The organism is Sphingomonas sp. GC_Shp_5 (assembly GCF_026540855.1).
In the GTDB taxonomy this organism is placed as follows: domain Bacteria; phylum Pseudomonadota; class Alphaproteobacteria; order Sphingomonadales; family Sphingomonadaceae; genus Sphingomonas.
The window spans coordinates 1-19,455 of sequence record NZ_JALNUP010000031.1; the positions used below are offsets into that span (position 1 = coordinate 1).

A 19,455-nucleotide genomic window follows, 5' to 3' on the forward strand; every position below is an offset into this window, starting at 1 on the left:
CTTCGGCCTACAGGCTGAACTCGGCGGTCAGCCACAATTTGTCGGTATCCGCGGCGAACCGGTCGGCATCGTAATGGGCGTAGCGCGCCGAGACGGTGTAGCGGTCGATCTTCGCCGAGGCGAGCAGGTCGACCTCATTGCCATAATGGGTGTCGCCGCGGTCGCTGTCGAACCGATGGTAGGTCGCGGTCAGCGCGACATCGCTGACCAGGCCCTGCCGCTTCCAGTCCGAACCGAGCGTGCCATAGGCATCACGGATGCCGTCCACCGGCGTGGTCGTGAACTTGTCGTCCCAGCCCTGGAACTTGAACAAAGAGGCCAGCGGCGTCTGGAAGCTGGTCAGCGCAACACCGCCGGGGCCATGGCGATCGGCGCCGAGCACCTCATAGCCGGCGGTGGCGCTGAGCGCCTTGCGGCTCAGCGCTACCTCGCCGAGGTAATAATCGGCGGAATAGTCGTTGGGGTTGCGGTGATAGTCGCTCTGCCGCGCGAAGCTGCCGGTGTAGGCGAGCTTCAGCCCCGCGCCGAGCGGCTGGCTGCCGGCGAGGCGACCGCCATAGGTCTGGCTCGACAGGCGGAAGCCCTGAACGGCGGCCTCGTCCTGGTCGACGATGTAGGTGAAGCCCGTCAGCGTGCCGACCGGCGTCTCATAGCCGAGCAGGCCGAAGAAGTTGTTGCCCGACACCGCCTGCTGGCGCGCGCCGGTGCCGTCGATGCCGTTGATCGTGCGGTCGCTCCACGCATAGGTGACGTCGGCGGTGAGATGCTTGATGCCCTTCCACTGGATGCGCACCGCGTCGAAGGTCTGCTGGTTCTGGCGGAAGCTCGCCGAGCCGACGAAGCGCTGGTCCGCGAGTTCGAGCAGCTGGCGGCCGACGGTGATGCTGCCGGCGGGCACCGCATAGCGTAGCTGGGCACGGTTGAGCTCTACGTTCTGCGGGTCGGCGATCAGCGGATCGCGGGTGCGGCCGTTGAGGCCGTCGTTATAGCCATTGTCGATCCCGAGCGTTGCCTCGCTCTCGATCAGCGCGGAGAACGGGCCGTCCGAGGCCTGCACGCCGGAGCGGATGCGCATGGTGACTGCCTGCGAACGGTCGGGCAGATCGTCCTGGTCGACTGTCTCCGAGCGCAGTCGCGCATCGAGCAGCGGCTTCAGCGTGATGTCTTGTGCACTCGCTCCATCGGCGATTCCCGCGGCGCATGCCAGCGCGATCCAGATCTTCATCGTCCCCCCTTTGACCATCATCTTATCGCGAGTCCCCGTCGCACGGCGACGGGCACCCCCCGAGCGCTTTTGCCATCGTTGTTGCCGCGAAGGCAACGGATCGGCCTAGCCGCGCACCGGATCCGCATCGGTCTTGGCCGCCGCGCCATAGGCGCCGACCACGAACACCAGCCCGCCGACGATGTTGCCGAGCGTCACCAGCGCGAGGTTGTGGACCACGCCCAGCAGCGAAATCGTCTCGCCGGGCGCGAACAGCCCCAGCGTCAGCGCGGTCATGTTGGCGACCGAATGCTCGAACCCTGCAGCGACGAAGGCGAGCAGCACCCAGGCCATGACGATGCACTTGGCGGCATCGCCGGTGACCCGCGCGGCCGTCCAGATCGCCAGGCACACCAGCCAGTTGCACAGGATGGCGCGGGCGAGCAGTGCGACGGCGTCGGCCTCCACCTTGTGCGCGGCATAGGCGTTGAACATCGTCGCGGCATTGGCGAACACCTGGCCGCCGCCCCCCGCGATGAAGATGGCCGACAGCGCCAGCGCGCCGGCGAGGTTGCCGATCCACACCACCACGATCAGCAGCGCCGCATCCGCCAGGCTGACGGTGCGGCGCATCAGCCCGAAGCCGAGGTACATCACATAGCCGGTGAACAATTCGCCGCCGGCGAACACCGTGAGGATCAGGCCGAGACCGAAGGTGCCGCCCATCACCAGCGGGCGCACGCCGGCCGGCAGCGCGTCCGCCGTGCTCAGCGCCAGGATCATGGCGATGCCGATATAGGCACCCGCCAGCATCGCGTCGACGAAGAAGCCGATCGGCGAGCGGCGGATCGAGGCGGCCTCGGCGGCGGCGCGGTCGGCGAAGCCGGTGATGGTCGGTAAGTACATGAAGGTCAGGCTTCCTGCTTGATGGGCTTGCCGACGACGCCGGCGCGCTCGACGAAACGCTCGGATCCGTCGTCGGGCCCGGCGGCGCGGATCTGGACGGGGACGGACTTGTAGGAGGGCGTCAGGCTCTGGAGATCATGATCCTCCAGCGCGATCAGCGGCTGCGTCTCGGGATAATAAGAGGCGCAGCAGCCGTCGGGCAGCGCATGCTCGACCAGCGTGAGGCCCTGGACGATCCGATCGTCGCGCTTGAACTGGAGCGCGGTGGTGACGTCGATCACGTCGCCCTCGGCAAAGCCCAGCCGGGCGATCTCCTTGGCGTTCATGAACAGGATATCGCGCCGCCCGAAGACGCCGCGGTAGCGATCGTCGAGCGCGTAGATGGTGGTGTTATACTGATCGTGCGAGCGCAGCGTGGTCAGCCGCATCACGGTCGGATCTTGGGTGGTTTCGTCTTCCTCGACGCCAGGCGAGACGATGAAATTGGCCTTGCCGGTATCGGTGTTCCATACCCGCTCGGCCGCCGAATTGGGCAGGTGGAAGCCGCCGGGCTCGCGGACCCGGGTGTTATAGTCCTTGAAGGCGGGGAACACTGCCTCGATCTTGTCGCGGATCCGATCGTAATTGGCGACATAGCCGTCCCAGTCGATCCCGCCCTTGCCGCCCAGCGTCGCCTTGGCGATATGCGCGACGATCCACGGCTCGGAACGGACGTTGTCGCCCGGCGGCATCAGGAAGCCGCGCGAGGCGTGAACCATCGACATCGAATCCTCGACGGTCACCGCCTGCGGCGTGCCGTCCTGCAGGTCGCGCTCGGTGCGGCCGAGGCAGGGCAGGATGTAAGTGTCGCCCTTGGCCATCAGCAGCTGGGTGCGGTTGAGCTTGGTGGTGATGTGGACCGCGAGTTCCATGTTGCGGAAGCCCCGCGCACAGGCCTGCGGATCGGAGGAGGCGATGGCCAGGTTGCCGCCGAGGCAGACGATCGCCTTGGCCTTGCCGTCGCGCATCGCGGCAATGCTCTCGACCACCGAATGGCCGTGCGCGCGCGGCGGTTCGAAGGCGAACACCTCCTTGATCTTGTCGAGCAGCGCCGCGGTCGGCCGTTCGGTGATGCCGACGGTGCGGTCGCCCTGGACGTTGCTGTGGCCACGTAAGGGGCAGATGCCGGCGCCCGGCCGCCCCATGTTGCCGCGCAGCAGCAGCAGGTTGGCGATCTGCTGAACATTGCTGGTGCCGGTGCGGTGCTGGGTGATGCCCATGCCATAGCAGGCGATCGTCGCGGTGGACTGGGCATAGAGCCGCGCGACTTCCTTCAGGTCGCTCTGGCCGAGCCCGCTGGCATGGACGATATCAGCCCAGTCGCTGCCCTCGAGATCGGCGACCAGCGCGTCGAACCCGGCGGTATGCTCGGCGATGAAGTCATGATCGAGCACCGGCGGTTCGCCGGCGGCGGTCGCGGCCTTGTCCATCGCCACCAGCGCCTTGGAAATGCCCTTCAGCGCCGCGGCATCGCCGCCCACCTTCACCTGCAGATAATTGGTCGCGATCGGCGTCGCCGAGAAGGTCGCCATCTCGATCACCGACTGCGGCGATTCGAACCGCTCGAGCGAGCGTTCCTTGAGCGGGTTGAACACGATGATCCGGCCGCCGCGACGCGACACCTCGCGCAGCGTCGCCATCATCCGCGGGTGATTGGTGCCGGGATTATGGCCGATCGAGAGGATCAGATCGGCGTGATCGAAATCCTCCAGGCTGACGGTGCCCTTGCCGATGCCGATTGACTGCGGCAGCCCCACCGAGGTCGCCTCGTGGCACATGTTCGAGCAATCGGGGAAGTTGTTGGTGCCATAGAGCCGGGCGAACAGCTGATAGAGGAACGCCGCCTCGTTGGAGCAGCGGCCCGAGGTGTAGAATTCGGCCTGGTTGGGATCGTCGAGCCTGGCGAGACCGGCGCCGATCGCGGCGAACGCCTCGTCCCATTCGACCACCTCATAATGATCGGTCTCTGCATTGTAGCGCAGCGGATCGGTGATGCGGCCCTGGCCTTCGATCCAATGGTCGCTCTGCTCCCAGATCTCGGACACGCTGTGCTGCGCGAAGAAGTCGGCGCCGATCCGCTTCGCGGTCGATTCCCAGGCCACCGCCTTGGCGCCATTCTCGCAGAACTCGAATGACGAGGTGTGCTTGGGGTCCGGCCACGCGCAGCTCGGGCAGTCGAAGCCATCGGGCTGGTTCGACTTGAGCAGGGTCTGGGCGCCGCGCTGGACGATCTGCTGCGCCTTGAGGGTGAGTGCGACCGCCTTCAGCGCGCCCCAGCCGCCGGCCGGGCCGTTGTAATCCTTGATCCCATCCGGGCGCTTGCGATGCATGCTCGTATCTCCACAGGGCTCATGCCGCGCTGCTGCATGGCCGAAGCTCGCCCCGTAAAGAAGCGCCGGCAATGAAACGCAAGACTCTTCGATACTTAACCCGTATTTTACGGTCGCACCGGCTGAGTGACAGCGGCAAGGCGGTATGATGCCGGCATCATCAATGTCATTCGGCGCCGCGCGACCAATTACGTCCCATTGTAACGGCAACGTAACGTAGATGTCGCCGCGCAGACACGTAGCAAAATTAGGAGAGCCCCAACGGCGTCAACGCCGAGGGGAGATCCATCATGTCACGCTATTCACGCCTGTCGCAGGCGACGCAGCCGCTTACTCTTGTCGCGCTGAGCATGGCCCAGCCCGCCTGCGCGCAGAGCAATGCGAGCGCAGCCACCGCCGGCGAGCAAACGCCCGATGCTACCACCGGCGCGGATGGCGACATCGTCGTCACCGGCTCCTACGCCGAGAGCCTGGCGGCGGCGACCGAGACCAAGCGTCAGGCCGCATTCGGTGTCGACGCGATCAACGCGACCGATATCGGCAAATTCCCGGCGCAGAACGTCGCCGAGGCGCTGCAACTCGTCCCCGGCGTCGCCATCACCCGGCCGCGTGGCGAAGGGCTGTACGTCAGCGTGCGCGGGCTCGGGCCGCAGTTCCAGAGCACGCTGCTCAACGGCCGCCCGGTCGCGATCAACGACCTGATCGAGAATGGCGGCGCCAATGGCCGGCAGTTCCGCTTCGAGATGCTGCCCGCGGAATTCGTGTCGCAGATCGACGTGGTCAAGACGCCGACCTCGGACATGACCGAGGGCGCGCTCGGCGGCAACATCGACGTTCACACCTTCCGCCCGCTCGAGGTGGGCAACAAGACCACGCTCAACCTGCGCGGCACCTACACGACGCTCACCGACAAGGTGAAGCCCAACGCCACGGTGCTGACCAGCGCCAAGAATGACGACGGCACCTTCGGCATCCTCGCCGCCGCGCAATATTGGGGCAAGGAGGTGCGCAACGACCGGTCCTATAACACCGGCTGGTATATCGCCCCCGTGTTCAAGTCGGTACTCGGCGAGGGCTTCTACACGCCGGGTCGCACCCGCCCGACCGTGGAGACGGAAGACCGCAAGCGCCTGTCGGGCATGATCTCGGCGCAGTGGAAGCCCAGCCCCGAGCTCGAGACCACGCTCGATGTGCTCGCGACCCGGCTCGACGTCGCCTATGATGAATTCGGCCTCGATATCTATCCCGACGATACCAGCGCGGGAAACAAGCCTACGCTGGTGCCGGGATCGATCAAGCTCGACGGCAACACCGTGGTCGCCGCGACGATCAACAACGTGCGCTTCATGGGCACCCGCGAATACAGCCTCAACCGCCACGATCTGATCACCATTGGCCTCAAGCAGGCTTGGAACCCGGAAGGCTGGCATGTCGTCGCCAACGCCAACTGGTCCTATGCGCATAGCTTCCACCCGAGCTATGCCGAAGGCACGGTGCGTAGCCGCATCCAGTTCTTTGCGCCGCTGACCTATGACGCCTCGGGCGGCTACAAGGTGCTGCCGACGATCGCGACGCCCACCAACGTGCTCGATCCGGCCAATTACACGCTCTATCCGTTCAACATCGCGCCCAAGAACAGCAAGGATTGGGACCGCTACGTGCGGCTCGATGTCGATCATCAGATGGACGGCTTCATCACCAAGCTGAGTGCGGGCGGCGAATACCATTGGCGCAAGCGCGATTACCGGCGCCGCGACTTCACCGTCACCCCGGCGGCGGGAACCTCGCTCACCGGCTTCGCGCCCAACAGCTATGAGCAGATCCCGTTCGACGATTTCCTGTCGGGCGTGGGCGGTAACTATCCACGCACCTGGATCGTGCCGATCACCGATGTGTTTTACGACAAGTTGTTCACCGATGCGATCGCCAACGCGCCGCTCGCGGCCGGCGACATGCGCGCCTCCTACGTCGTCACCGAGAAGACCGCGGGCGGCTATGTCCGCGCCGATTATGCCTTCCCGCTCGGCAGCGTTGCGGTCACCGGCAATATCGGCGTCCGCTATGTGCATACCGACCAGGTGGCGAGCGGCACGCTGACGACGGGCAGCGTGCCCACCCCGGTCAGCTATCCGCAGACCTTCAGCGACTGGCTGCCGAGCTTCAACCTGCGCGCCGAGCTGACCCATGACCTGGTCGGCCGCCTTGCCGCCAGCCGGGTGCTGACCCGCCCCAACGTCACGCAGAGCGCGCCGCAGATCAGCGTCTCCACCGATCAGGCCACCGCAAGCGGCGGCAATCCGGCGCTGCAGCCGTTCCTCGCCACCCAGTTCGACGGCTCGCTCGAATGGTATTTCAACCGCTCGGGCTCGCTCACGGGGGCGCTGTTCTACAAAGCGATGGACGATTACATCACCGCGCAGAACATCAACATTGAAATCCCCGGTCGTGGCACGGTGCTGCTCAGCACCCAGGTCAACGGCGGCAGTGCCAAGGTCTATGGCGCCGAGGCCGCATACAACCAGGTCTTCAGCTTCCTGCCGGCGCCGTTTGACGGGCTTGGCTTCCAGGCATCCTATACCCACACCTCGGTGGAGGCGGATTACACGGCGGGCGCGCGGCCGATCAAGGATCAGCTGATCGGCCTATCGAAGAACAGCTTCAACGTGGTCGGCTTCTACGACAAGGGACCGCTGTCGGCGCGGCTCTCCTATACCTGGCGCGACAAATATCTCACCGGGATCGGCAGCACCACCCAGGTGCCGACCTATATGGCAGCGTTTGGCTCGCTCGACGGGAATCTGTCGATCCGCGCCACCGAACAGCTGACCTTCAGCGTCGAAGCGATCAACATCGCCAATGCCAATACCTACAGCTACAATGACAAGGAGCTGCAGTTCGGCGAGATCAACAACTACGGCCGCACCATCTTGTTCGGCGTACGCGCGCAGTTTTGATGATCGCGGCGGCGGCGGCGGCGGCGGATCGGACGTCCGCCGCCGCCTGAGTCTAGAAGCGGATCATGCTTTCCAGCTCGTTGGCGCGGGCTGCCGTCTTCATGACGAGGCAGCCGCTGTTGATCGTCTCCTGATCGACCTTGCACTCATAGTCCCGCGCCTTCAGCCACGAACGCTGGGCATCGCGAAGCGCGATGCGCTTCTGCGGCTGGCTCGCCAGCTGTTTCATGACCTGCTGATAGGATTTGTTCAGCCGCGCATCCTGCGACGCCATCTCGGATTGGGCGCAGATACCCTCCTGGACGGTGTTGCCATGCGCGCGCGCCGCACAGGCGGTGAACCGATCGGACAAGCCGCTCGGCGCGACCTGAGCCGACGCGGGGCAGCCTGCAAAGGCCAGAATGGCTGCACCCATCACTATCTTCCAACTCATCGGATATCACCCCACTGCATGATCATTGCAGCAGGTTAGCGAGAGGGGAGAGACCTTGTCCACACTCGCGCCGCCGGCACGGACGAAGGCACCAAGAGGTGCGCTTCGCGGGCGTCCTGGCGGACGGGATTACCTGTGTTGCTGCGCCGCTTTCTGCGCACGGGCCTGCTTCGCATAATGATGGTGCGCGACGACGCAGCCGGCGGCGGCGCCCATCACCGCATGGCCCTTGCCGACATAATGCCCGGCCACGCCGCCCGCCGCCGCGCCGCGGATGCAGCCCTTGGCGAGCGCCGGCGATGCGGTCGCCATCATCAGGGGAAGGGCCAGGAGGGGAAGGAAACGCATGAAATATCCTCGGACAACAAATCGGTAGGCCAAAAGCGATGCGTGATCGGCGATGTTCCATGACGATCCGTTCATGATCGTCAGAAGGCCGCACGTAATTGCTGTGCCTAGCCTCGTGGGCCGCGACCGATGCGATACGGCCCGGCCCGCGTGGCGAGCGGCTTGCCTTTCCAGCTCAGCATCACCAGCCCCTCATCGACCAGCCGGTCGATGGCGGCGTGGACTGCGGGCATCGCCTCACGCCAATCGGTCGCTGCCGGCGTGGCGGCGGCCAGCGCCCTCGCAACTTCACTCGGGCAAACGGTCGCCCCATTCGCGCGGCGGGCGAGGAGGACCAAGGTTTCGCCGCGAGCGTCCTTGGCTGGCGAGCAAGGCTCGATGTCGGGGTCAGGCCGTCCGGCGCTGCCATTTGCGTTCATGCCATGCTACTCACCTGCCATGCTATTTTCACGGGCCACGCCACGCACGGTAAATAACGATAATCTCCGCCATGGCGCAGCTGTTTTTGGCGCGGCCGCAGACGTGCCGCCGGCAATGATGGGCGCGCTCGCATGAGGCAGCTTCCCTCCCGGCTGCGTCGGCTGGATGGTGCGCTGGCCGATCTCCCGCTCGAAGAGCCGATGCTGCTCACCGAGCTTGATGGCTTCCTCACCGGCATCCTCGTCTCGCCCGAGCCGATCCTGCCGGTCGAGTGGCTGACGAGCGTGTGGGGCGCCGACGAGGGCGGGGTGCCGCCGTTCGACGATCCACTCGACGTCCAATGGTTCGCCGATGCGGTGCTGGCACGCTACCATGAGATCGCGCGCGATTGTGGCCGGGGCAAGCCGCAGCCGATCTTCGACGTCGACGAACGTAATGGCGACTTGCTGTGGGAGCTGTGGATCGACGGCTTTGCCGAGGCCATGGAATTGCGCCCGGAGCTCTGGGATGCCTGGGCCGAGGGCGACGATGCGGACGCCGCCGATGCGCTGTCGCGGCTGTCGATGCTGATCGCCATAGCCCGCGAGGAGAGCGCGCTCGACAGCATGGAGATCAACACGCTCGACGAGCGGGCGCCGGCCGAACTCGCCGATGTCGTGCTGCGGCTGTACGTCGCGCGCCAGCGTGATGGCGGGATGGCGTTGGTGGCGCCGGCTGGCGAAAGCGCGTCGAAGATCGGCCGCAACGACCCGTGCCGCTGCGGGTCGGGCAAGAAATCCAAGCGTTGCTGCGGCACGACCTCATGACATTCTCCAACGACATGTTGGCGGCGCTCGGCTGGACCGCTCATTTCAGCCAGCAGCTCTCCGCCGACGAGGCCCTCCACCACCATCCCGTGCGGGTCATGGCGGTCCATCGCGGCAAGATCGCCGTTGCCGGCGCGGACGGGCAGCGCTTGATCGATCCCCATATCCCCGGTGCCGGGCCGTCGGGCGATCATCCGACGGTGGGCGATTGGCTGCTGATCGATGGCGGTACGCTGCAACCGCTGCGGGTGCTCACGCGGATGAACCTGTTCAAGCGGCGCTCGCCGGCCGATCCGCGTACCGAGCAGATGATCGCCGCCAATGTCGACACGGTGTTCATCGTCGCCTCGTGCAACCAGGATTTCAGCATCGCGCGGCTGGAGCGCTACCTGGTGCTCGCGCGCGAGGTAGGCGTGCCGCCGGTCGTGGTCCTCACCAAGGCCGATTTGACCGACAATGCCGAGGCGTTCGCCGCAGCCGTACGCGCGATCGAGCCCAATTTGGTGGTCGAAACCGTCAACGGCCGCGACCCCGCCGACGTCATCCGCCTCGCCTCCTGGTGCGCCCCCGGCCAAACCATCGCTTTCCTTGGATCGTCGGGCGTCGGCAAGTCGACGCTCGTCAACACGCTGCGAGGATCGGACAGCATTGCCACCCAAGCGATCCGCGAGCATGACGGTACCGGTCGGCACACGACCACGGTACGCGAGATGCATCGGCTCGAACACGGCGGCTGGTTGCTCGACCTCCCCGGGATGCGCGAATTGCAGCTGGCCGAGGCGGCGACGGGCATCGCCGAGGTATTCGACGACTTTATCTTGATGGCGCAGGACTGCCGCTTCTCTAACTGTGCGCACGGGGCGGAGCCGGGCTGTGCGATCCAGGCAGGGATCGCGGCGGGCGTGCTGACTGCGGTGCGGTTCGAGCGCTGGCGCAAGCTCACGGCCGAGGAGAGTGGCGGCCCGCCGAAGTGGCCGAAGCGGCGTTCCCGCTAGCGACCGGTTAGACTGCGGCGCGGAGCGGCTTGGCCATCCTGACCAGCGGCACCAGCACGTCGTCAACCCCAACCTCGAGCGGGGCCGCGACACGCCGATAGCCGCATGCTTGGTACAGGGGTTCGCCGGCGAGCGTCGCCATCATCTCGGCGCGCGCGAAGCCATGGGCGAGCGCCGCGGTTTCGCACAGGGCCAGCACTGTGCGCCCGATGCCGCGGCGGGCGTGATCGGGATCGGTGTACATGGCGCGGATGCGGGCGGCATCGGTGGCCGGATCGAGCACCTCGGGTTCGCGCGCGACGACGCTGGCGTCGCCGCCGAACAGCGTCGATCGGTAACTCCAGCCGCCACAGCCCACGATCGCCGCTGCTTCGGTGACGACAAAATAGGTCCCGTCCCGGATCAGCTGGGTGTCGAGCCCCATCACCTGGTGGCTGGCCCGTATCTCCGCGGCGGTAAGGAAGTCCAACTGAAGCTGATCGATGGCGCGACGCATCAAGGCGCCAATCGCGTCGAGATCGCCAGCAACCGCGAGGCGGTGTTCGAGAGCGGGCATGGGAAGAACAGGCTCCAGCGAGGCGGATGGCGGAGCAGGATGCCTGCTCCGCCACGCCGTGTCAGTATTTGATGCGCACCCGGGCGTAATAGAAGCCGCCGTTGAAGCCGAACGGCCCGCCGTTGCGCGGATAGACCTGGCCATCCGAGGTGCCGCCGGTAAGCGGGTAGATCTGTACCGTCGAAGTCGGCGCCAGCCGATCGGGATGTTCGTCGGTGAAGTTTTGGGCGCCGACGGAGAAGGTGAAGTGGCTGAAGGTGTAGCTCAGCTCGAGGTCGGTGGTAAACTTGCTGCCGAACACCTGATTTGCCACGCCGTTGGTCTGACCGTAATCCTGCGCGCTGGTAAACGAGCTGTAGTAATTTTCACGGACGTTGAAGCTCAGGTTGTCGAGCGACCAATTGGCGTTGAACACGACGCGGTGCTTGGGCGCGAGATGCTCGGCGTCGATCAGCTGAGCAATGCTCACCACGCGGGCGTCATAATCGGTGACCTTGGTGTTGTTGTAATTATACGCCAGCGAGAAATTGAGCAGCGCCTCGCTGAGCGTGGTGCGCCAGGTGCCGACGACGTCGACGCCGCGAGTGCGGGTCTTGAAGCCATTGGTGAAATACTGGACCTGACCGCCGATGCCGACCGGCAGCAGCGCCGGCTGCGCGGCGAGATCGGCCGCGGTGACGATGAACGGCGAGGTCAGCCCGATGCGATTGCGCAGGTCGATCTGATAGCCGTCGACGGTGACCGTCAAGTTGCGGATCGGCTCGAGGATGAAGCCGAGACCGTAGTTGGTCGACTTCTCCGGTGAAAGGTTGGTCGCGCCATAATATTGCGCGACCTCATTGCTCGTCGGGTAGGTGCCGCTCTGATAGGCGATGCCGTTGTTGAACGAGGTGGTGACGATCGAGACGTTCGACTGGCCGGGTGACGGCGCGTGGAAGCCGGTGCCGAAGCTGCCGCGGACCGAGAAGGCGTCCGCGAACTTGTACAGCGCGTTGACCTTGCCGACCCAGGCATCGCCGAAGGTATTGTAATGCTCGTAGCGACCGGCGGCACCGACGGTGAGCGCCGTGGTAAGATCGGTCTCCAGGCCGACATAAGCGGCATAGGCCTTTTGGCTGAACTTGCCCGCCGTCGCCGGGCTTGTACCGGCATAGCCGCTGGCACCGACGCCCTGTGCCGCCGTCGTACCCGATGGGGTGTACACGCCCGGCGCGGTCAGCGTGTAGAGCTGCTGGGCGACCGCATAAGGGCCGGCGCTATAGGATTGCAGGTCACCCGCGGTCTGCTCGTAAGTCTCCTTGCGGAATTCGCCTCCGGCCGAGATGGTCAGCGGCGCGGCGAGGCCGAGGTCCGCCGCATAGGTGAAGTCGGCGTTGAAGTTGGTTTCCTTCTGGATCAGGTCGCCGAAGTCGAAGCTGGTCTGGGTGGCCGGGCCGTATGAAAAGTTGGCCGAGCTGTACATCGACAGCGACAGCTTGTTGCGGGCGAGGGTGCCGGACACGTCGTAGCTGAAGGCGCCGGCGGTGCCCTTGTAGCCGAGCACGCCATACACCTCCTGAGTCTTACCGACGAAGCGCGGCGTGAATCCAGCGGGGTAGAGCGAGGCGAAGCGGAAGGTATTGCCGTCCCGCACGAAGCCGCCGGCGGGGCAGGTGGCGTTGCCAGCGGGGCAGGGGGTCAGGAAGAAGGTGTTGAGAAACGCCGCATTGGCGCCCTGGTTGCGGACCACGCCATTGCTGTCGACCGCGGTGCTCGAGACCGATGGCCGATAGTTGAAGCTCTGGTTGCCCTTGTTCTCGGCATAATTGGCGAAGACATAGATCTTGCTGTCGTCGGTGACGTTGATCGCCGAATTGTAGACGGTCTTGAAGCCGTGCGAGGGTGAATTGCCCCAGATCTGAGCGGGTAACGGGTAGTTGGGCAGCTGCGAGGCGAGCGCCGGAAAGTTCTGCGCGAAGTTCGCCGCCGACGGGCGGGTGCGGCCGCGGCTGGTCTGGCCTTCATCGTCATATTCGCCGGTGACGTTGATGAAGCCCCAGTCGCCCTTCACGCCGGCATTGCCCGCGATCTGATAGCTCTCGCCATCGCCGGCATAATATTGCCCGGCGCGGCCGACGAGTTCGATGCCCTGATCCTCGCGCAGGCCGTAGTTGAGCACGCCGGCGATGGCGTCCGAGCCATATTGCGCGGTGGCGCCTTCGCGCAGCACCTGCAGGCTGCGGATCGCGAGCGAGGGAATCGCCGAAATGTCGGGGCCCTGGGCGCCGCGCCCGAGCCCGGTGTCGCTGCCGCCATAGACCTGCACCAGCGCCGAGCGATTGTAGCGCTTGCCGTTGAGCATCACCAACACCTGGTCGCCGGACAGCCCGCGCAGTGAGGGCGAGCGGACGAAGGTGGAGGCGTCCGAGATCGAGTTCTGGCCGGCGTAGAAGGACGGCACGATGTTCTTGAGCTGGTCGATCATGTTGGCAGAGGGCTGGGTGGCAAGATCGGCGGCGCTGATCACGTCGACGGGTGACGCCGAGTTGGTCAGCGTGCGATCTGTCCGGCGGGTGCCGAGCACGACGATGTCCTTGTCCGGATCATCCGACGCGGCTGTGCCGGATGAGGCGGAGGTATCCTGCACGGCGGCGGCCTGGATCGGACTCGGCGCTGCTTCGACTTCCGGAACCGGCGTCGCAGCATAGGCATAGGATGACGATAGAAGTGCGGCTGCCAAAGCGACAGTCGAGGTTGTATGTCTGATCATCTGAAGCCCTTTGCAAAGGAAGGCTCTTCAGGATCCTTTCCTCAATGCTCCCGCCCTCGATAGTAGATTGATCATACTATCTGAGCGCCTGTTGATCAGCCCTGCGAAAACTTGGCGAGATCTTTCGGGCGTCCCGCCATGGCGCTTAAGTCGCCACAGCCCGCTGCCCTTGCCAATACCAAATGTTACCGAGCATGACGGTTTTGTCATCTCGTTGTAATTTTGTCGCAGGATGGCGGCGCTTGCCGGGAGGTCGGCAGGGGATCGATCGATCTACCCTAGGGCGTACCGCCGAGCATGACGCTCAAGCACGGTAGGCATGGTCGCCGGAGCTTGGCCGGACGGTCGCATCGGACCGCCCGGCCGAAGACTTCACTTCTTCTTGCGGGCGCGCTTCGGCGCGGCGGCGGCGGCGGTGTCTTCTTCCTCGTCCGGCTGATCCTCGCCGGCCTCGGTCAGCGCCTCGCCCAGCGCCTTCAGCTTGTCCTGCGACTTGTCCGCCTTGTCGGCGATCTTGGTCGTGGCCACGCCGAGGCGGTGGAGGAGGGCGTGGACGCGATCCTCATCGGGTGTGTCCTTTTCCAGTTGCTTGCGCAGCGAGCCGAGATCGCGAAGGATCCCCTTGGCGCCCGGCACATCGACATCGGCCAGTGCGGCTTCCCAATCTTCCACCATGTCGGCGCCCTTGGCCGGCTTGGTTTCGTCCAGACCGCGGTTGATCGCGTTCATCGTTCCGGCAAACTTGACGGCCATCAATATATCCTCTCGCTTGGGATAAATCCCGTGCTGCGAACGGATTGTCGGGAGGATGGGTCCCGTCTGCGCATCATTAAAGCGGCTTTGGCCGGCCCTAGCTCGGGCGCCCGCCGCTCAGCTTTATCGCGGCAGTCACCGACCAGCGGCGGGTGGCCCTTACCGGCCTCACTCGCCACTCTTCACCGGTCAGGCGCAAAAAGTGCTCCTGAATGCCGCGGGCATGCTGCGCGAAATCGTAGAAATCGATCCGGTGGTGAGCGAGCACCACCCGACCGCCGGGACGCACGGCCGCGCCGACATCGGCAGCGACCCGGGCCATGTCGGCCGGTGACAGGTAATAGAGCAGTTCCGCAATGATCGCCGCGTCGTAACACGGGCGCGGCAATGGCGCGGGCAGCGCCAGCGTGATCGCCCTCGCGCCAGGAACGCCGGCAATCGCCTTGGCGGTGAGGCGGGTGCCCTCGGTTGTGCCTTCGGTGGCATCGAGGCGCAGCGTCCGCGGCGCGATCGCCCGGCTGTTCGAGCCATTGCCGCTGGCGAGCTCGAGCACGCGGCCGATCGGCCCCGGGCCCAGAGCATGGAGGATGGCCGCGCGTTTGACCGCTTCGTCGCGGTTGGTGAAGGTCTCCCAGGGATCACCGCTGGCGGCAAATTTGTCGGCAAAGCCGGCAAGGCCGATCGCCTTCAACGCCGCACCTCGACGAAGGTCTCAACCGGGTGCGCGAACGCGGCGAGCTCGTGGGGGGCGATGGCGAAACCGGCCGGATCGTCGGTGATCGCGCCGAGCTGGGTGCGGTGCAGGCGGATCAGCGAACGCTTGGCGGCATGGCCGCCGCGCATCGCGATCGTCACTCGCATTGCCCGGAAGCCGGCGCGGGGCGGCCAGACCCGATAAGCGAGGCGCCGCGCCCTGCCGAAGCCGCCCGCCAGCGCCGCGGCTACGGCACGATGATCGGGATGGGCATCGGCCGCGTCGGGGCCGATGATCAGATCGACATCGGCAGCGAGGCTGATCGCGCGACGCAGCTGGCGGCGGCATCGCGCCGCTGACTGCGGGAGCGCGCCATCGGGCAGGCCGAGAAAGCGGACGTCGCCAGCGGGGACCGCCAGCCGCCGCAGCGCCATCAGGCTCTCTCGGCGGCGTGCCGCGACCAGCCGCTTGGCCGGCCAGCGGCGACTGCCCGGGTGGGAGGCGGCGCCGTCGCTCACCACCACCACCGTCACCCGCGCACGCTGGCGCTTGAGGGCGAGGATCAGCGCCGCGGCGCCGATCACCTCGTCATCGGGATGCGGCGCGACGATCGCCGCATGGCGCACGCCTGTCAGGCGCAGCGTCACAGCGACGGCGCCAGCAGGCCGTCTTTCACCGCATGGCCGACCCGCAGTCGCTGGGCGTCGGGGACGGGCTGGCGCAGGTAGACGGCAAGGTCGGTGAGCAGCGCCGCCAGCGGGTGGTCACGGAAATGGCCGGCAAGGCCGACGGCGTTCTGGGCGAGGGCGATGGCGCGCTCGGCGGTGTCGGCGACCGCGATTCGCGCTGCGGCGACCCGTGCCAGCCGCTCCTCGCCGTCGGTTTCGAACCAGGCGATGGCGGCGCGGCGGACGATCGCGGCGGCGCCATCGGCAAGCCAGAACAGCTCGGCGAGACGCGCAGCCTGGAACGGATCGTCGGCGCGCCCGGTGGCGACGAGATGATCGCGGGCCTGGTCGCACAGCCCGGCAATGCCGCCGGCATGCACCGCCACGAAACGCAAGGCGCCGCCACTGAAGAACGGTTCGCGGGCGTAGACCTCCGGCTCACCAATCACGTCATCGTCGACGATGGAAGCATCCGACCAGCGGACTTGATGCGTCTCGGAGCGCTGCATGCCGGTGGTGCGCCACCAGTCGCGATCGATCGCCGGCGGCGTTCTTGCCAGATCGGCCAGGATCAGCCGCGTGCCGGCGCTGTCGCGCGCGGTGACCAGCGCGTGGGTCAGCACGCCGGCGCCCGAGGCGTAGCTCTTGCCGCCATGCAGGCGGCCGCCGTCGAGCAGCAACGGCTCGTCCGCCAGCGCCGCGTTCCAGACGCCGAGCCGCGCGCCGCCGGCGAGCGCCTGGCGCAACCGAACGACCTGGGCGGCGCTGCCATAGCGGTGGACGATCTGCACCGCATCGACATGCCCCTCGAGCAGGCGGCCGAGCGGCAGATCCCGCCGGCCCATCGCGTAGAGCGGCGTGAGGACAGCGAGATTCTCGGCAGCGTCCTGCGGGTCGCGCGCCGGTTCACGATCCCACCCGGCGGCGGCGATGGCATCGCGAAGCTGGTCTGCCATGATCATGCCGCCACCTCGCGCCAGCCGGCCTCGAGCGCGGCGAGCGCTTCTTCCGCGACGGCCAGGCTCACGGTGCCGGCGGCGATCGGTGACGCGGGTACGATCCGCATCGCGAACGCCTCGGCGTTCGGGCAATCGCGCGCGACGCCGAGGACGTGATCAGCCGTCAGCCCCAATCGCTCGCCGAGATCGGCCCGGACTTCGAGTTGGCGGATTGCCGCGAACGCGCCGCGGGCTGCGGCATGGTTCTGCCATTGCCATGTTGCGGCGTGGGGATGCGCGACGGCAGGCAGCCGACCCGCATCGAGCGCCAGCAGCGCGCTAGCCAGGCCATGGGCGGCGCGGCCGGTGCGCCGCGACGAGGTATCGACCACCATCGCGCCGTCGCGACGCACCCGGAACCCTGCGCGGGCCGCATCGTCAAGCAAGGCGGCGTCTTCACCCGAGTGGAGCGCCGCGAACCCGCCGAGCGCGCGATAGACGGACGCGCGGATCGCCATGTTTGCGCCGCCGGTGAAATGATGCGTCACGCGCGCTTCCCAGGGTACCGGATCGATCAGGCGGCGATAGCGGTGCAGCCGGTCGTAATAGCGCTCGATCCGCGATTGGCCGGGATCGGCAGCGCCATCGAGGCGGATGATCCGGCCGGCGACCGCGTCCGCGGCCTGCAGCGCGATGGTGCCCGCCTCGATCCAGTCGGGGCGAGGGCGGCTGTCGGCATCGGTGGTGAACAACAGGCCCTCGGCGTCGGCAAGCACCGCCAGCCCCATCGCCATCGCCGCGCGCCGGGCGGCGCCGGCGTTGGCATCGCCGCAGGTCCGCTCCGCCGCGACGATCAGCGGACAGGGAAAGTGCGCCGCGGCCCGATCGAGGATCGCCCTGCTGCCGTCGCCGCACCCGTCGAGGTAGATGCAGACGGTCAGCCGCTCCGCTGCGACCGCAAGGGCGGAAAGGGACTCGAGCAGCTCCGGCAGCGCCTGTTCCTCGTTCCTGGCGGGAACGCATATGATGACCGGCAAGGCGTCGAACAGAGCTCGTCTCCAGATCCGCCGGCCTGATGCCGGACGCGGTGAATGCAGGCGCCATCCGCGCCCGGTGAGTGGTGGCTATCGCATGTTGCCGCTGCGGTCAGCCGCAAGTTGCAAGGTATTTACAGAAGGGCATGCGCCTGATGCAGACAGGCCAGTGTTGTTGATAACGTTCGACCACGTTCGTCGCAGGCGCGGGGCACGCAGTCCGTCGCGCTGAACGCGGGCGCGGAGCTTAACCAACCTCGCTTCGTTAGCGCTGCGATGCGCCCTACCCCAAGCCCCTGGCAAGCCATGGGGCAAAGCCGGAGACGACCTGCATGAGTGACGATCTGTTTGCCCTGTCGGCGCTTCATCTCCGGCCGGACCCGTCGCGCACCGTGATCAAGCCGTTCAACGTCGATTATCCAGAAGCCTTTCGCGACGAGCAGCATCCGCGGATGCGCAACGTGATCGAACGCGTGCTCTCGCTCGATGCGGCGAGCCGCCGCGAGATGTGCGCCACCGCGGTCAGCTCGCTCGCCGAGCGGCATCGCAACGTCGAGGCGATGCTCATCCGTCGCTTCGAGGAGGTGAGCTCCTGCCTGCCGGAACAGGTAAAGGCCGATCCGGACGAGCAACTGCTGATCGGCGCCTATCTCAGCGCGGAATATTCGTTTGAGGCGGCGGCGCTGTTCAACCCCAGCATCGTCATGCGCCTGAACCAGGATGGCGCCCCCGAGGACGGGCTCAACTTCATCCTGTCGCTGCGCGGCATCGGCGAGGGGCATGTCTCCTCCGTCACCTTCCGGACCGGCAGCTGGAGCGCGAGCAGCGGTTTCCAGGTTGACGAACCCAGCCCCTGGGTGACCTCGCCACGGATCGAAGGGCCGGACGCGAGCGGGCAGGAGGGCACCACGCGGGTGATCTGCGAGAGCAGCGAAAGCCCGGCCGAGAGCGTGCTGTTCCCCGTCACCGCCAGCCAGCGCCAGGGGATCGAGGATTTACGCATGGTCCGGTTCACCGACGAGGACGGCAGCCCGAGCTTCCTTGGCACCTACACCGCCTTCGACGGACGCAACGCGCGCTGCGAGCTGTTTCGCGGCACTGGCATCAACACCTTCGAAATGACGGCGCTCAAGGGCTCGGTGCCGATGAGCAAGGGCATGGCGCTGTTCCCGCGCCGGGTTGATGGCCGCTTCGCGATGCTCGGCCGCCAGGACAATGAGAATCTGTGGCTGATCGATTCCGACGACATCACCACTTGGAACGGCGGTGCCAAGCTGATCGGCCCACGCTATCCCTGGGAATTCATCCAGATGGGCAATTGCGGCTCGCCGATCGAGCTCGACGAGGGTTGGCTGGTGCTCACCCACGGCGTCGGCCTGATGCGCAACTATTGCATGGGCGCCTGCCTGCTCGACAAGAAGAATCCCGGCAAGCTGCTGGCGCGCACCCCCGAGCCGATCATGCGGCCGAGCGTGAGCGAGCGCAGCGGCTATGTGCCCAACGTGGTCTATAGCTGCGGCGCGATCGCGCATGGCCGGACGCTGCTGCTGCCCTATGGCATCGCCGACAATTTCGCGAGCTTCGCCAGCTGCAGCGTCGATGATCTTCTCGCCAGGATGAACTGAGTC

General features: G+C 66.4%; 17 protein-coding genes. 4 read left to right on the top strand and 13 right to left on the bottom strand.

Annotation, left to right across the window (positions count from 1 at the left end):
* Positions 1 to 7 precede the first annotated feature (7 nt).
* The 3 genes from OXR60_RS17905 to OXR60_RS17915 all read right to left on the bottom strand — a co-directional run bounded on the left by OXR60_RS17905 (position 8) and on the right by OXR60_RS17915 (position 4,479).
* Positions 8 to 1,225, bottom strand: coding sequence for an alginate export family protein (locus OXR60_RS17905; RefSeq protein ID WP_267397336.1), 1,218 nt, complete (start codon positions 1,223 to 1,225; stop codon positions 8 to 10).
* Between the two features lie 105 nt (positions 1,226 to 1,330).
* Positions 1,331 to 2,110: a formate/nitrite transporter family protein gene (locus OXR60_RS17910; RefSeq protein ID WP_267397338.1), complete on the bottom strand. Its 780-nt coding sequence runs from the start codon at positions 2,108 to 2,110 to the stop codon at positions 1,331 to 1,333.
* A gap of 5 nt (positions 2,111 to 2,115) precedes the next feature.
* A complete protein-coding gene (locus OXR60_RS17915; protein ID WP_267397339.1) occupies positions 2,116 to 4,479 on the bottom strand; it encodes an FdhF/YdeP family oxidoreductase in 2,364 nt (787 codons plus the stop codon).
* 290 nt (positions 4,480 to 4,769) lie between these two features.
* Between OXR60_RS17915 and OXR60_RS17920 the strand changes: the two genes are divergently transcribed.
* Complete coding sequence (locus OXR60_RS17920; protein WP_267397340.1) at positions 4,770 to 7,433, top strand: TonB-dependent receptor; 2,664 nt, start codon at positions 4,770 to 4,772, stop codon at positions 7,431 to 7,433.
* A 52-nt stretch (positions 7,434 to 7,485) separates the two neighbouring features.
* On the opposite strand, the gene OXR60_RS17925 is transcribed toward OXR60_RS17920, so the two are convergent.
* The 3 genes from OXR60_RS17925 to OXR60_RS17935 all read right to left on the bottom strand — a co-directional run bounded on the left by OXR60_RS17925 (position 7,486) and on the right by OXR60_RS17935 (position 8,633).
* Positions 7,486 to 7,848, bottom strand: a complete 363-nt coding sequence (locus OXR60_RS17925) for a lysozyme inhibitor LprI family protein (RefSeq protein ID WP_267397341.1) — start codon at positions 7,846 to 7,848, stop codon at positions 7,486 to 7,488.
* Between the two features lie 147 nt (positions 7,849 to 7,995).
* Positions 7,996 to 8,214, bottom strand: a complete 219-nt coding sequence (locus OXR60_RS17930) for a hypothetical protein (RefSeq protein ID WP_267397343.1) — start codon at positions 8,212 to 8,214, stop codon at positions 7,996 to 7,998.
* A gap of 107 nt (positions 8,215 to 8,321) precedes the next feature.
* Positions 8,322 to 8,633 carry a DUF3253 domain-containing protein gene (locus OXR60_RS17935; protein WP_267397344.1) on the bottom strand — a complete coding sequence of 104 codons (312 nt, stop codon included), beginning with the start codon at positions 8,631 to 8,633 and terminating at the stop codon, positions 8,322 to 8,324.
* Between the two features lie 132 nt (positions 8,634 to 8,765).
* On the opposite strand from OXR60_RS17935, the gene OXR60_RS17940 reads away from it, so the two are divergent.
* Positions 8,766 to 9,440 carry a UPF0149 family protein gene (locus OXR60_RS17940; protein WP_267397345.1) on the top strand — a complete coding sequence of 225 codons (675 nt, stop codon included), beginning with the start codon at positions 8,766 to 8,768 and terminating at the stop codon, positions 9,438 to 9,440.
* A complete protein-coding gene (gene rsgA, locus OXR60_RS17945) occupies positions 9,437 to 10,435 on the top strand; it encodes a ribosome small subunit-dependent GTPase A (protein WP_267397346.1) in 999 nt (332 codons plus the stop codon). The genes OXR60_RS17940 and rsgA overlap by 4 nt, the downstream gene beginning before the upstream one ends.
* A gap of 7 nt (positions 10,436 to 10,442) precedes the next feature.
* On the opposite strand, the gene OXR60_RS17950 is transcribed toward rsgA, so the two are convergent.
* From OXR60_RS17950 to OXR60_RS17980, 7 genes are all read right to left on the bottom strand, one after another.
* Positions 10,443 to 10,991 (bottom strand): GNAT family N-acetyltransferase, encoded by a 549-nt coding sequence (locus OXR60_RS17950; RefSeq protein WP_267397347.1) that lies wholly within the window; start codon positions 10,989 to 10,991, stop codon positions 10,443 to 10,445.
* A gap of 61 nt (positions 10,992 to 11,052) precedes the next feature.
* On the bottom strand, positions 11,053 to 13,740 hold the full coding sequence (locus tag OXR60_RS17955; RefSeq protein ID WP_276046558.1) for a TonB-dependent receptor: 2,688 nt from the start codon (positions 13,738 to 13,740) through the stop codon (positions 11,053 to 11,055).
* Positions 13,741 to 14,112: 372 nt separating this feature from the next.
* A complete protein-coding gene (locus tag OXR60_RS17960; RefSeq protein ID WP_267397349.1) occupies positions 14,113 to 14,493 on the bottom strand; it encodes a hypothetical protein in 381 nt (126 codons plus the stop codon).
* Between the two features lie 97 nt (positions 14,494 to 14,590).
* Positions 14,591 to 15,184: a class I SAM-dependent methyltransferase gene (locus OXR60_RS17965; RefSeq protein ID WP_267397350.1), complete on the bottom strand. Its 594-nt coding sequence runs from the start codon at positions 15,182 to 15,184 to the stop codon at positions 14,591 to 14,593.
* Positions 15,181 to 15,834: a PIG-L family deacetylase gene (locus OXR60_RS17970; RefSeq protein WP_267397352.1), complete on the bottom strand. Its 654-nt coding sequence runs from the start codon at positions 15,832 to 15,834 to the stop codon at positions 15,181 to 15,183. The genes OXR60_RS17965 and OXR60_RS17970 overlap by 4 nt, the downstream gene beginning before the upstream one ends.
* Positions 15,831 to 16,811 carry an acyl-CoA dehydrogenase gene (locus OXR60_RS17975; protein ID WP_267397353.1) on the bottom strand — a complete coding sequence of 327 codons (981 nt, stop codon included), beginning with the start codon at positions 16,809 to 16,811 and terminating at the stop codon, positions 15,831 to 15,833. The genes OXR60_RS17970 and OXR60_RS17975 overlap by 4 nt, the downstream gene beginning before the upstream one ends.
* A 2-nt stretch (positions 16,812 to 16,813) precedes the next feature.
* Positions 16,814 to 17,830, bottom strand: coding sequence for a glycosyltransferase (locus tag OXR60_RS17980; protein WP_267397354.1), 1,017 nt, complete (start codon positions 17,828 to 17,830; stop codon positions 16,814 to 16,816).
* A gap of 329 nt (positions 17,831 to 18,159) precedes the next feature.
* Here OXR60_RS17980 and OXR60_RS17985 point away from each other — a divergent pair, with 329 nt between their 5' ends.
* Entirely contained in the window at positions 18,160 to 19,452 is a 1,293-nt protein-coding gene (locus OXR60_RS17985) for a glycoside hydrolase family 130 protein (RefSeq protein ID WP_267397355.1), read from the top strand.
* Positions 19,453 to 19,455 lie beyond the last annotated feature (3 nt).